The organism is Actinoplanes sp. ATCC 53533, from assembly GCF_003947245.1.
Genome location: NZ_QHHV01000010.1, coordinates 240663 through 253979 on the forward strand (window position 1 = coordinate 240663; position 13317 = coordinate 253979).

The 13317-nt window shown below is 72.2% G+C and carries 11 protein-coding genes; 7 read left to right on the forward strand and 4 right to left on the reverse strand.

Annotated elements, in window-relative coordinates; all coding sequences use genetic code 11:
* Nucleotides 1–9 precede the first annotated feature (9 nt).
* Both DMB66_RS04195 and DMB66_RS04200 read left to right on the forward strand, forming a co-directional pair.
* Nucleotides 10–1233: a glycosyltransferase family 4 protein gene (locus DMB66_RS04195; protein WP_125802645.1), complete on the forward strand. Its 1224-nt coding sequence runs from the start codon at nucleotides 10–12 to the stop codon at nucleotides 1231–1233.
* Nucleotides 1230–2699, forward strand: coding sequence for a lipopolysaccharide biosynthesis protein (locus tag DMB66_RS04200; RefSeq protein WP_125802646.1), 1470 nt, complete (start codon nucleotides 1230–1232; stop codon nucleotides 2697–2699). The genes DMB66_RS04195 and DMB66_RS04200 overlap by 4 nt, the downstream gene beginning before the upstream one ends.
* Before the next feature lie 137 nt (nucleotides 2700–2836).
* Here the strand turns inward: DMB66_RS04200 and DMB66_RS04205 are convergent, their stop codons facing one another.
* Entirely contained in the window at nucleotides 2837–3982 is a 1146-nt protein-coding gene (locus tag DMB66_RS04205) for a right-handed parallel beta-helix repeat-containing protein (RefSeq protein WP_125802647.1), read from the reverse strand.
* 429 nt (nucleotides 3983–4411) lie between these two features.
* On the opposite strand from DMB66_RS04205, the gene DMB66_RS04210 reads away from it, so the two are divergent.
* The 5 genes from DMB66_RS04210 to DMB66_RS04230 are packed head-to-tail and all read left to right on the forward strand — an operon-like array spanning nucleotide 4412 to nucleotide 9471.
* Complete coding sequence (locus DMB66_RS04210; RefSeq protein WP_125802648.1) at nucleotides 4412–5272, forward strand: hypothetical protein; 861 nt, start codon at nucleotides 4412–4414, stop codon at nucleotides 5270–5272.
* Nucleotides 5273–5309: 37 nt separating this feature from the next.
* Nucleotides 5310–6878, forward strand: a complete 1569-nt coding sequence (locus DMB66_RS04215) for an acyl-CoA ligase (AMP-forming), exosortase A system-associated (protein ID WP_125802649.1) — start codon at nucleotides 5310–5312, stop codon at nucleotides 6876–6878.
* Nucleotides 6875–8101 (forward strand): pyridoxal-dependent decarboxylase, exosortase A system-associated, encoded by a 1227-nt coding sequence (locus tag DMB66_RS04220; RefSeq protein WP_125802650.1) that lies wholly within the window; start codon nucleotides 6875–6877, stop codon nucleotides 8099–8101. Before DMB66_RS04215 ends, DMB66_RS04220 begins: the two co-directional genes overlap by 4 nt.
* Nucleotides 8102–8126: 25 nt before the next feature.
* On the forward strand, nucleotides 8127–8390 hold the full coding sequence (locus DMB66_RS04225; RefSeq protein ID WP_125802651.1) for a phosphopantetheine-binding protein: 264 nt from the start codon (nucleotides 8127–8129) through the stop codon (nucleotides 8388–8390).
* 7 nt (nucleotides 8391–8397) lie between these two features.
* A complete protein-coding gene (locus DMB66_RS04230; RefSeq protein WP_125802652.1) occupies nucleotides 8398–9471 on the forward strand; it encodes a hypothetical protein in 1074 nt (357 codons plus the stop codon).
* A gap of 3 nt (nucleotides 9472–9474) precedes the next feature.
* On the opposite strand, the gene DMB66_RS04235 is transcribed toward DMB66_RS04230, so the two are convergent.
* The 3 genes from DMB66_RS04235 to DMB66_RS04245 form a co-directional block, all read right to left on the reverse strand.
* On the reverse strand, nucleotides 9475–10491 hold the full coding sequence (locus DMB66_RS04235) for a PD40 domain-containing protein (RefSeq protein ID WP_199751906.1): 1017 nt from the start codon (nucleotides 10489–10491) through the stop codon (nucleotides 9475–9477).
* A gap of 85 nt (nucleotides 10492–10576) precedes the next feature.
* Entirely contained in the window at nucleotides 10577–11824 is a 1248-nt protein-coding gene (locus DMB66_RS04240; protein WP_125802653.1) for an MFS transporter, read from the reverse strand.
* 320 nt (nucleotides 11825–12144) lie between these two features.
* Nucleotides 12145–13257, reverse strand: coding sequence for a DegT/DnrJ/EryC1/StrS aminotransferase family protein (locus tag DMB66_RS04245; protein WP_125802654.1), 1113 nt, complete (start codon nucleotides 13255–13257; stop codon nucleotides 12145–12147).
* Nucleotides 13258–13317: the final 60 nt, after the last annotated feature.

The following is a 13317-nucleotide window of genomic DNA, read 5'->3' on the forward strand; positions in this document are numbered from 1 at the left end:
GGAGACAGGGTGCGACTGATCGTCGGCCTGCATCATCTGGAACTCGGCGGCAGCCAGCTGAACGCCTTGGATTTGGCCGTCAGCATGCGCGACTACGGGCACGAGGTCGCGGTGTTCGGTAACTACACCGACCGGCCCGGGCCGGTCGCCGATCTGGTCCGCGACGCCGGGCTGCCGCTGATCGCCGAGCGGCACCCGGCGGAACGGCTGGCCCGGACGATGCCCGCCCGCCCGGCGCTGTCCCGGGCGCTCGCCCGGGCGGCCCGCGGGTTCCGGGCCGACCTGCTGCACGTCTACGAATTCTCGGTGGCGCTGGACGCGTTCTACGGCACGCACCTGCGCCGGGGCCTGCCGGTGGTGACCACCATCTACGGCATGCGGGTGCCCCGGTGGATGCCCCGCTACGGCGAGATCGTCGTGGGCACCCAGCAGATCGTCGACCAGGCGGCGGCGTTCCGGGCCCGGCCCACGCTCATCGAGCCGCCGGTGAACACCGACACCGACGACCCGGCGGCGGTCGACGGGCGGGAGTTCCGGGCCCGGCACGGCATCGCCGACGACGAGGTGCTGCTGGTCGTCGTGTCCCGGCTGGAGCCGGACATGAAGGCCGAGGGCATCCTGCGCACGGTCCGCGCCGTCGGGCTGCTCGACGACCCGCGGTTGCGCTTCGTGGTGGTCGGCGACGGGCCCTCGTACGCCGACGTCGCGGCCGAGGCCGCCCGGGTGAACGCCGCCGCGGGCCGCCCCGTGGTGGTCATGGCCGGCGCCATGGAGGATCCGCGGACGGCGTACGCCGGCGCGGATCTCATGGTCGGGATGGGCGGCTCCGCGCTGCGGTCGCTGGCGTTCGGCCAGCCGCTCGTGGTCCTCGGCATCAAGGGCTTCTTCCTCAGTGCCACGCCGGAGACGGTCGAGCACTTCCTCCGGGAGGGCTTCTACGGCGTCGGCACGGGCGACGTCGACCCGGCCCCGCTCGCCGCGGACCTGCGCGAGCTGCTCGACGATCCGGGCCGGCGGGCCGAGCTGGGCCGCTGGGGCCGCAAGCTCGTGCTCGACCGCTTCAGCCTCAAGACCGCCGCACAGACCCTCGACGGGGTGTACAAACGCGCCCTCGCCCACCCGGTCACCCCGACCCGGCGGCTCACCGAGGGCGCGCGCGTCGCGGGCCACAAGGCCGTCGCCGACCTGCTGTCGGAGGGCGCTCGCCGACGGGTGCGGCGGATTCTCGGATGACCGTGCAGGATCCGTCCGCCCCGCCGGCCGATCCCGGCTTGTTCCACAAGGCGTCGCGGGCCCTGGGCTGGAGCCTGGCCAGCACGATTCTCAGCCGGCTGAGCACCCTGGTCATCGGCATCGCGCTGGCCCGCATCCTGGGGCCGGAGTCGTTCGGCACGTTCGCCGTCGCCCTCGTGGTGCTGCTGGCCGTGCTGAGCTTCAACGAGCTGGGCGTGAGCCTGGCGATCGTGCGGTGGCCGGACGATCCCGAGGAGATCGCCCCCACGGTGGCCACCCTGTCGGTGCTGTGCAGCCTGGTGGTGTACGCCGGCTGCTACCTCGGCGCGCCGGCCTTCGCGCAGGCGCTCGGCGACCCCAGCGCGGTGCCGGTCATCCGGGTGCTGGCCCTCAGCGTGATCGTCAGCGGCATGGTGGCGACCCCGGTCGGCCTGCTGCAGCGTGCCTTCCGGCAGAAGCGCAAGACCGTCGTCGACCTGGTCACCAACTGGGTGAGCGCGCTGGTGTCGATCGGGCTGGCGCTGACCGGCGCCGGGGCGATGAGCCTGGCGGTCGGCCAGCTGAGCGGCTCGCTGGCCGGCGCGATCCTGTTCTTCGTCTTCGCGCCGCAGGGCCTGCGCCTCGGCTTCGACCCGCGCAAGGCGCGGGCGCTGCTCCGCTTCGGGCTGCCGCTGGCCGGTTCGAGCATCATCGTCTTCGCCACGACCAACGTCGACCGCATCGTCGTCGGCGCCGTCCTCGGGCCCACCGCGCTCGGCTACTACATGCTCGCGCTCAACCTGGCCAACTGGCCCATCACGATCTTCTCCCAGCCGGTACGCGCGGTGGTGCCCGCCGCGCTGGCCCGGCTGCAGCACGACCGGCCGGCGATGCGCTCGGCCTTCCTGTCGGCCGGCGGGCTGCTGGCGGCCATCTCGCTGCCCGCCTGCCTGCTCCTGGCCGGCGCGGCGGGGCCGCTGATCCGGTTCCTCTACGGCGACGTGTGGGGGCCGGCGGCCACGGTGCTGGCGTGGCTCGGCCCGCTGGCGGCCCTGCGCATCCTGTTCGAGCTGTTCTACGACTACTTCGTGGTGATCGCCAGCACCCGGGTGGTGTTCACGGTGCAGGTGATCTGGTTCGTCGCCCTCGTGCCGACGCTCTACCTGGCCAGTCAGCAGGCCGGGCTGTGGGCCGCGGGTGCCGCCCAGTTCGGGGTCGCCCTCCTGGTGGTGCTCCCGCTGTATCTCTACGAGCTGCGCCGGACGGAGATCTCGCTGGCCTCGATGGGCTCGCGGGTGGCCCCGGCGATCCTCGGCGCGGCCGCGGTCGCCGCGGTGGCGTTGCTGGCGGCCCGGACGGGCTGGGCCGACCTGGTGGTCCTGGCGGTCGCCGGGGTGGCCGCGGTGGCCACCATGGCGCTGCTCGGCTACCGGTTGCGGCATGCGGTTCGCGCCCTGCGCTCGGCGGGCGCCGCCGCGGCCGAGTGATCCGACATGGGTACGGAATTCCGGGCCGGATCGTTCAGGAATTAAGGAAGACGTAAGACATCTCCCGAGACTCCTTAAGGTTCCGCCGATGGAGAAGGGCCCCGGTCACAGCCGACCGGGGCCCTTCGCATAACCGGCTATCGGCAGCTGTCGAATGCCTTGACCTGGCCGGTGACCTTGCCGGTCGCCCAGTCGTAGGTGACGGTGGCATTGCCCTTCCACTGGGCGATGAGCGAGCAGGTGACCTCGAGCGGGCCGTACCCGAAACTGCCCTGCACGATCTTGTTACCCGTGACGGCGGGGAACTTGCCGCCGGTCAGCCGGAGCGTGTAGCCGCCGCCGGCCAGCAGGTTGTCCTGCACCGTGGCGCCGTCGTTGCCCTGGTCCGGGATGAAGATCGGCGCCGTCGGGCAGTCGTCGAGGCGCTGGTCGATGGTGTTGTGCCGGATGGTGACCGTGGGGCCGCCGTACCCCTGGATGCCGTCGCCGTGCGGGTCGGCGGACTCGCACATGCCCGGCGGGACCGCCAGCTGGGCGAAGGAATCCTCGATGAGGACCGGGCCGGCACCGGCGTAGTCGGCGGCGCCGACGCGCCACCCCTCCATCCGGTTGATGACCTTGCAGCGCCGGCAGGTGTAGTCGGCCACGCCGAAGGCGTACTGCCCGTTCTTGGAGAACTCCTGGCCCGGCGGGTTGACCACCTCGGTGTCCTCGATGAGCAGGTGACCGTAGACGCGGTTGCCGATGAAGTTGTCGATCGTGCCGTAGACCCGGGTGTTGCGGATCGTCACGTCGGGCGCCTTGACGTAGATGCTGCCGGTCACCAGCTGGTCCTCGACCACGGTGCCCGCCTTGGTGATGGTCAGGTCGCCGTCCTTGGTCGCCTTCGGCTTCCAGCCGGCCGGCACTCCGGTGCAGCGCGGCGTGGGGTAGCCCGGCAGCGCGCAGGCGCCGCTGCCGGCCGGTGGTGGGACGGGTGTGCTGCTGGTCGCCGGGGGCGACGTGGGTGGCGTCGTCGGCGGCTTGGACGACGGCTTGGCCGACGACGGGCGGGGCCAGCGGGGCGTCTTGGTCGGCCTGGGCGAGTGCCGGTTCCGCCAGTCCGCCGGCGGCTGCCGCTTCGCCACCGTCTCGGCCGGGCGGGCCGCTGACTTCTCCCCGTTGCTGCCGGCGTACGCCTGGAGCGCGAGACCGCCGGATGCCGAGAGGACGACAAAGGTGGAAAGAATGATCGCGATGCTCTTCGAACGGCGGCTCGTGGGGAAACTGCGACGATGTTTCATCTGGTGCGATCTCCTCATGATGGCCCGTTCCGGGCGCTCATCGAGAGTAATCGTGCATCGGGCAATGCGAGCACATTAGAACGCCGGGACCGATGGCCGGGCGCGGCGAAAAAGACCACTTAAGGAATCCCCAAGGTAGCAATTGATCAATTGATCTCAATTGTTGCGGGACGCTTCGTCCGGTTCGCGGCGCTCAGGCGGTATCTCCCGGAAGCAATCCTCCGTACGTCGGAGTACCCACCCTCCAGAGTGGTGATGTCGGCGATCCGGAGTGACGGAAATCCGGCTGTGCGGCGGCGGGGCTTCGCCGTGCCACGGTAAGGTCGTCGCGACGAGCGAACGGAAGGCACAGACATGGATTCCACCACCGGACGCCGCGTGCGCGGCGGTGCCGGAAGCAGTCGTCGGCCCAGTGGAGCGGCGAGCTAGATGGGAGTCCGGGTCAGCCCTATCACCGACTCGGACGTGCCCGCGGTGGCGGAGTTCCTGCACCGGAACCTCAACGACCGGGTGCCCGCCGAGGCGTGGGCACGCGCGGTCGACGTCCCGTGGAAGGTGGAAGCGCCCAACCACGGCTTCCAGCTGCGCACCGACGACGGCGCCGTCGTGGGCGTATACCTCGCCTTCTACTCCGATCGGACGATAGGCGACGAGGTTCGCCGTTTCTGCAACCTCGGCGCCTGGTGCGTCCTGCCCGAGCACCGTTTCCACAGCCTGCGGTTGCTCAAGGCGCTGCTGGCCCAGGAATGCGACGTCTATACCGATCTGTCACCCAGCGGCAATGTCGTCCCGGTCAATACCCGCCTCGGTTTCCGGTTCCTCGACACCGCCACCACCCTGGTGCCCAACCTGCCCTGGCCGCCGTGGCCGGGCGGCGGCGCCGTGACCGGCGACCGGCGGGTCATCGAGCGCTCCCTGTCCGGCGGCGAGCTGCAGATCTACCAGGACCACGCCGACTGCGCGGCGGCCCGGCATCTGCTGCTGACCCGCGGCGACGAGACCTGCCACGTGGTTTTCCGCAAGGACCGGCGCAAGGGCCTGCCGGTCTTCGCCTCGATTCTGTACGTGAGCAACCCCGCCCTGTTCCGGCGGATGGCGCGGCAGGTGTCACGCCATCTGGTGCTGCGCCACGGCGCGCTGGCGACGCTGGCCGAGCTCAGAGTCGTCGGCGGGCCGCTGCCCGGTGGGCGGCTGCTGTCGGCCCCCCGCCGCAAGATGCTGCACGGCGCCGGGATCGCCGACCACCACATCGATTACCTCTACAGCGAGCTCGCGTGCGTCAGCTGGTGACCGCCGGGTGCCCGTCATAAGGAAGAAGCAACCGCACATGCGTATCCGTCTCCACGATCTGCTGTCCGGCACGGCTTCCCGCCTGCCCGACGCTGCCGCGCTGACCTTCAAAGAGCAGACGCTGAGCTATGCCGCGCTCTGGGAACGCACGCTGAGCGCCGCCCGGGGGCTGCGCCGCCTCGGCGTCGAGCGCGACGACCGGGTGGCGGTGTGGCTCGACAAGCGGGTCGAGACCGTGGTGTCGATCTTCGGCACGTCGGCCGCGGGTGGCGTCTTCGTGCCGGTCAACCCGGTGCTGCGGCCGCGGCAGGTGGCCCACATCCTCGCCGACTGCGACGTGCGGGTGCTGGTGACCACGCCGGAGCGGCTGCGGCTGCTGCACGACGAGCTCGAGAGCATCAAGTCGGTCGAGCACGTCGTGCTGGTCGGCGGCACCGGCGCCGAGGCGCCGGCCGGGGCCGGGTATGCCGTCTCCGCCTGGGACGCGCTGGCGGTGGCCGACGGGGCGGCTCCCGACGCCGGGGGCATCGACGTCGACATCGCCGCGATCCTCTACACCTCGGGCAGCACCGGCCGGCCCAAGGGCGTGGTGCTGTCGCACCGCAACCTGATCGTCGGCGGCGAGAGCGTCAGCGACTATCTGGGCAACACCGCCGACGATGTGATCCTCAGCGTCCTGCCGCTCAGCTTCGACGCCGGCTTCAGTCAGCTCACCACCGCGTTCGCCGTCGGCGCCCACGTGGTGCTGACAAATTACCTCCTGCCCGGCGACGTCGTGCGCCTGTGCGCTCGCCACGGCGTCACCGGGCTGACCTGTGTGCCGCCGCTGTGGGTCCAGCTGGTCGAACAGAAGTGGCCGGCCGACGCCACCAGGTCGTTGCGATACTTCGCGAACACCGGCGGCCGGATGCCGCGGACCACCCTCGACCGGCTGCGGGCCATCTTCCCCGCGGCCCGGCCGTTCCTGATGTACGGGCTGACCGAGGCGTTCCGGTCCACCTACCTCGACCCCGATCTGGTCGACAGCCGCCCCGACTCGATCGGCAAGGCGATCCCGAACGCCGAGATCCTGGTCGTCCGCCCCGACGGCACCCCGTGCGAGCCCGGCGAGGAGGGCGAGTTGGTGCACCGCGGCGCGCTGGTCGCGCTCGGCTACTGGAACGACCCGGAACGCACCGCCGAGCGCTTCCGCCCGCTGCCCGGCCGCGGCGGCGCGCTCGCCACGGAGCTGGCGGTCTGGTCCGGCGACACCGTGGTCCGCGACGAGGAGGGCTTCCTCTACTTCGTCGGCCGGACCGACGAGATGATCAAGACATCCGGATACCGGGTCAGCCCCACCGAGATCGAAGAGGTCGCCTACGGCACCGGCCTGCTGCGGGACGCCGTGGCGCTCGGGCTGCCCGACGCCAAGCTGGGCCAGCGGATCGTGCTGGTGGTCAGCCCGGCCGACGGCGCCGACCTCGACCAGGCCGCGCTGGCCGAACGGCTCAAGGACGAGCTGCCGCTCTACATGCGGCCCCGGCAGATCGAGGTGCGCCCGGAGCTGCCCCGCTCACCCAACGGCAAGTTCGACCGCAACCTCATCCGCCAGGAGCTGACCTCGTGACCGAGCACCCCACCGTGGCCGCCTTCGGGCGCACCGACGGCCGGCTGACCGTCGGTGGCGTCCCCGCCGACCGGCTGGCCGAGCGGGCCGGCAGCACCCCGTACTTCGCCTACGACCGGGCGCTGCTCACCGACCGGATCCGGCTCCTGCGCGCCACGCTGCCCGACGGGATCCAGCTGAGCTACGCGGTCAAGGCCAACCCGATGCCCGCGGTCGTGCAACATCTCAGCGGCCTCGTCGACTCGTTCGACGTGGCCTCGGCCGCCGAGATGCACGTCGCGCTCGACACCCCGACCTCCGCGCAGCGGATCAGCTTCGCCGGTCCGGGCAAGACCGACGCCGAGCTCCGCCAGGCGGTGGCCGCGGGCGTGACCATCGAGATGGAGTCCGAGACCGAGGCCGAGCGGGTCGCCGCGATCGGTGAGCTGCTCGGCATCCGCCCCCGGGTGGCCGTACGCGTCAATCCGGACTTCGCCGTCAAGGGCTCCGGCATGCGGATGAGCGGCGGCCCGCAGCAGTTCGGGGTGGATTCCGAGCGCGTGCCGGCGCTGCTCAAGCAACTGGGCGACACCGACCTGGAGTTCCTGGGCTTCCACGTGTTCGCCGGCTCGCAGAACCTGCGCGCCGAGAGCCTGTGCGAGGCGCAGCGGCTCACCGTCGACCTGGTGCTGCGCCTGGCGGAGGAGGCGCCCGCCCCGGTGCGCTATCTCAACCTCGGCGGCGGCTTCGGCATCCCCTACCTCGAGCGCGACCAGCCGCTGGACCTGCCCGCGGTGGGCGCGAATCTGGCCGAGCTGATGAGCGAGCGGGTCCGGCCGCGGCTGCCCGAGGCGCGGGTCGTGGTCGAGCTGGGCCGCTACATCGTCGGCGAGTGCGGGGTCTACGTCACCCGGGTCGTCGACCGCAAGCAGTCCCGCGGCAAGACCTTCCTCGTCGTCGACGGCGGCCTGCACCACCAGCTCGCGGCGTCGGGCAACTTCGGCCAGGTCATCCGCCGCAACTACCCGCTGGCGGTCGCCACCCACTTCGGCGAGGAGCCCACCGAGACCGTCACGGTGGTCGGTTCGCTGTGCACCCCGCTGGACCTGCTCGGCGACAGTGTTAACCTGCCCCGCGCCGACGTCGGCGACCTGATCGTGCTCTTCCAGGCCGGCGCCTACGGGCTCACCGCGAGCCCGTCGGCCTTCCTGAGCCACCCGCCCGCCGCCGAGATACTCGTGTGAACCGCCAACCCACCGGAGGACAACGATGGACCTGACCAGCCCGACCCTGCTCGACGAGGTGAAGGTGGTGCTGGTCGACACGCTCGGCATCGCCGACCGTGCCGCGTCGATCGACGCCACCACCGAGTTGCTGGGCAGCCTGCCGGAGCTCGACTCCATGGCCGTGCTCGAGCTCGTCGCCGCGCTGGAGCAGCGGTTCGCCATCGCCGTCGATGACGACGACGTGACCGCTGAAGTGTTCGAGACCCTCGGCAGCCTCACGGCTTTCGTGGCCGCGAAGCGGAGCTGACCGGCTCGTGGCCGGAAGCCGTCGCCTGCCGCGCGATCGCCGGATCCTGTACGTCCTGGCGGCTCTCACGGCCGTCCTGGCCGTGGGCGCCGGCGCGGTGTTCTTCCAGCAGCGCACACCGGATCAGAAGACCGTCGCCGCCGACGGCGGCGACGTTTCTTCCCCAGCCGCCGCGTCCGCGTTGCCTTCGGCGCGTCCGGGGACGCCGATTCCGTCCCCGAGCGTCAGCGGCAAGCCGAGCGCCCGCCCGTCCGCCTCGGCGATAACGTCGGCCGGGCGGACCCCGGTGCCCGCCGCCGCGTTCCCCACCGCCGGCTCCACCGGCGTGCCGGACAAGGTCGCGCTGCGGACCTACAAGGGGTCGTGCACCATCACCAAGGCCGGCACCGTCATCGAGGCCAGCGACGTGCGCTGCTCGCTGGTGGTCAAGGCGGCCCGCGTGGTGATCCGCAAGAGCCGGATCACCGGCACGGTCAAGGTCGAGGGCGACGCCAACTCGCTGCGGATCGAGGACTCCGACATCAACGGCGGGCAGGCGTTCGAGCACACCGTCGGCTTCGAGAACCTCACCGTGCTGCGTTCCGACATCTCCGGCGGGCAGACCAGCGTCAACTGCTACCGCAACTGCCTGATCCAGGATTCCTACCTGCACGGCCAGTACGTCCCCGAGGGCGAGGACTGGCACCTCAACGCCTTCCTGTCCAACGGCGGCAGCGACATCCGGCTCATCGGCAACACGCTGGCCTGCGACCGGCCCACCAACAGCGCCGGCGGCGGGTGCACCGGAAACGCGTCGATCTTCGGTGACTTCGCCCCCAACACGAACTACACCATCGAGCGCAACCTGTTCGTCGCCTCGCAGGAGTTCTCGTACTGCCTGTACGGCGGCTACGACGCCAAGAAGGAGTTCGGCACGTCCGTCCGGCAGATCGTGGTGGTCGACAACGTCTTCCAGCGGGGCGCCAACGGCAAGTGCGGTTCCTTCGGGGCGGTCACCTCGTACGACGCCGGCGCGAGCGGCAGCCGGTGGCAGGGCAACGCCTGGGACGACGGCAAACCGGTGCCGCCCGACAAGGGCTGACGGTCAGCGGACCACCGCGGGTGACCACGCGTCGCTCACCAGCACGCGTGGTGCGCCCGTGCCGTCCGCCGGCACGGCCCACACATCGCTCGACGCGGAGCCCGCCTCCTCGCGCGGCAGGCCGTAGATGACCGTGGCGTCGTCGAGCCACTCGACCTGGTCGTCGACGCTGTGCTCCTCCGCCAGCACGACCTCCGTTCGCGTCCGCAGGTCGTACACCGCCAGCCGCCACTTGCCCGGCGACAGGTCGCCGTGCTTCTTGAACGCGATCCGGGTGCCGTCCGGCGACAGCGACGGGCACTCCACGTCGCTGCGCGACGCGGTGACCGTACGCCCGGAGAGGCTGCCCTCGACGAGCCAGGTCTTCCCGCCGGAGGCCGCGGTCGCGTAGAACCGGTTGTCGTCGACGAAGGTGACGCCCCAGAGGTTCTTGTCCGCGGCCTTGACCACCTTGCCGCCGACGATCAGCCGGAACTTCTCGATGTCGCCGACGACCTCGCCGTCGGTGGCGGCGACGATGGTGCGGGTGGAGAACTGGCCGGGATTGGCATAGGAATCGCCGAAGACGAAGGTCGTGGTGGCGACCAGCGACCCGTCCCGCGACAGCCGGGCCCGGCTCGGGACGCCGGTCAGCGGAAGGTCACGCAACGGCGCCCAGGCGGCGTCCAGCAGCTGCGCCTTGTACGTCGTGACGATGCCGCGGTCCGCGGACAGGCAGATGGCGTCGTCGGCCGTGGCGTAGACCCGCTCGCAGGACGCCGGCGTGAACGTCCGGGGGCCGCCCGGCGCGGCCAGCGGCACCATCGCCACCTGGCCGTAGCCCTGGCCCAGGGCGGTGCTGCGAAAGACCAGGCGCGGCTGGGCGCGCAGGGTGGCGAGGTCGCCGCCCACCGCGACGACCGGGGCGTTGGCCCGGGTGGTGGCCTGGCTCTGCCGCACCTGCCACACGTATCCCCCGGCGCCGAGCAGAACGACGACCAGGATCCCGGCCAGCAGAGCGATCCGCAGCCGAATAGTCACGCCGAGCCCACCTTTCGCATGCCCTTCCGACCCTCTCGGCCACGACCGTCGGCAGCTCCCGCGAGGCGACGCTCGGTGCAGGCGGTCATGCGGGAGCCTCCGTCCGGTCGACGCCGCGCAGCAGCCAGGCCGCCACCGGCACCGCCGCGAACAGCAGGCCCGCGAACAGCAGCAGCGACCGGCTCGGCCCCTGCAGGCTCCACAGCAGACCGAACATCACCGACGAGGCGAACCGGGCCAGCGCCACGACGGTCTGCGCCGCCGCGATGCCGCTGCCCCGCGTCTCGGCCGGCACCAGCCGGCTCACCAGGGCGGGCAGCACGCCGTCGGTCGCCGCGTAGAAGACGCCGAGCAGCAGCAGGACGCCGAGCGTCAGCCCCACCCCGCCGGCCGGCAGCGCCGCGAGCAGATAGCACGCGAGCAGCGCGCCGTGCCCGGCCACCAGGACGCGGCCGCGGCCGACGCGGTCGGCCAGCCGGCCCAGCGGTACGGCGAGCGCCAGGTACGCGACGTTGGTGCCCACGTACAGCAGCGGGAAGTACCCGGCGGCGAAGTTGTCGCGTTCCTGCAGCGACAGGTAGAGGAAGCCGTCGCCGACGGTCAGCACACCCAGCACCCCGGCGGCGAGCAGGGGACGGCGCAGCTTCCGGCCGCCGACCTCCCGCAACGCCCGGCGCAGCCCGATCCGCGCGGCCCCCGCGGTGGTGCGCAGGTTCGGCACGAACAGCACGAGGACCGCCAGCCCGACCAGCGCGAAGCCGAAGGACACCACGAAGATCGAGTCGTAGCTGCCCGGCACGGTGGCCAGCAGCGCGAACGCCACCAGCGGGCCGAGCGCGGCACCGAACGTGTCGAGCGCGCGGTGCACGCCGAACGAGCGGCCCAGCATGCTCGGCTCGGACGCCTCGGCGATGAGCGCGTCGCGGGGCGCGGTGCGCAGGCCCTTGCCGAGCCGGTCGGCGGTCACCACCGCGGTGATGGCGGCGAAACCCGCGGCGGGCAGCATCGCGAGGCGGCTGAGCGCCGAAGCGCCGTACCCGAGCACGGCCACCCACTTGGGCTGCCCGCCGCGGTCCCCCGCGTAGCCGCCGGCGATCCGCACGAACGCGCTGACGCCCTGGTAGGTCCCGTCCAGGAAGCCGTAGGCGACCGGGCTCAGCCCGACCGCCGCGGTGAGATACAGCGGCAGGACCGACGCCACCATCTCCGAGGAGACGTCGGTGAGCAGGCTGACCACTCCGAGCAGGAACACTGTCGACGAGACCCGCCGGACGGTGCTGCCGGCTCCCGGCGCCGCGTCGGCCCCGGGCTGGTCCCGCAGCGACACGTACACGTTGCTCGCCCACCCTTCCGCGCCCGCTCCCCTGAGCGGTCGGCCCAAAAGTACCGGTTCACCGAGCGCCGGCTCGCGGCCCGTTCCGCCTGAACTGGCGGCAGTTCGGGCCGTGCGGCCGCGACGTTCAGCCACCCGCCGCGGCGGCCCGCGCCCCGGCGTGCAGTGCACTCACCCCTGCCGACTGCTCTGGCTTGCTCACCCGCTCAGCCGGCCGGCTGCTCCGGCATGCTCCGCGCACAGCCGGCCCGACTGCTCACCGCACAGCCGGCCCGACTGCTCACCGCACAGCCGGCCGGCTGCTACGGCGTGCTCCGCGTTCAGCCGGCCAGCGCGGCGGCCAGGGCCTCGGCCACCCGGGCCTGCTGCTCCGGCGTGATCTGCGGGTAGATCGGCAGTGACAGGATCTGCGGCCCGGCGGCCTCGGCGTGCGGGAAGGACCCGCCCAGGTCGGCGAACGCGCCCGTGCGATGCACCGGCACCGGGTAGTGGATCGCGGCGCCCACTCCGGCGGCGTTGAGCCGCGACAGCACCTCGTCGCGCCGGGCGCCGGAGGTGTCACCGGGCACCCGTACGCAGTAGATGTGCCACACGTGCTCGTTGCCGTCGAGCGTCACCGGGCGCACCACGTCGAGGCCGGCCAGCAGCTCGTCGTAGCGGGCGGCGGCGGCGCGGCGGCGCTCGTTCCAGCCGGCCAGCCGGGCCAGCTTGGCGCGCAGCACGACGGCCTGCAGACCGTCGAGGCGGCTGTTCACGCCGACCAGGTCGTGCGTGTATTTCTTGAGGCCGCCGTGGCTGCCCAGCGTCCGTACCGTGGTGGCGAGCTCCTCCGACGCGGTGACGACCGCGCCGGCGTCGCCGTAGGCACCGAGGTTCTTGCCGGGGTAGAAGCTGGTGGCCGCGATGCCGTCCGCGCCGGCGCCGCGGCCGTGGCGGGTGGCGCCCTGGCACTGGGCGGCGTCCTCGACGACGGCCACGTCGCGGCCGGCCAGGCCGGCCCGCAGCTGCTCGACCGGCGCGAGCTGGCCGTACAGGTGGACCGGCGCGATGGCCCGGGTGGCCGGGGTGACGGCGGCGAGCGCGGCCTCGACGTCGATGAGGTACGTGCGCGGGTCGCAGTCGACCAGCACCACCCGGCCGCCGGCGCGGGCGACCGCCTCGGCGGTGGCGATGAACGTGTTGGCCGGCAGGATCACCTCGGCGCCCGGCCCGACACCGACGGCGCGCAGGGCGAGCTCGAGGGCGTCGGTGCCGTTGGCCACGCCGACGCAGTGCGGCAGGCCGGAGAACGCGGCATATTCCTGCTCGAAGGCGGCCACCTCGGCGCCGCCGATGAACGCCGTCTCGGCGATGATGCGCTTGAAGCCGGTTTCGACCTCTTCGGCCACCTCCGCGTGGGCGGCGGCCAGGTCGACGAGCGGGATGCGGGTCATGGCTGAGTCTCCTTTGGCATGCCCTCGTGGCCCTCGTCGTCACGGTTGTGCGCCGCTCGC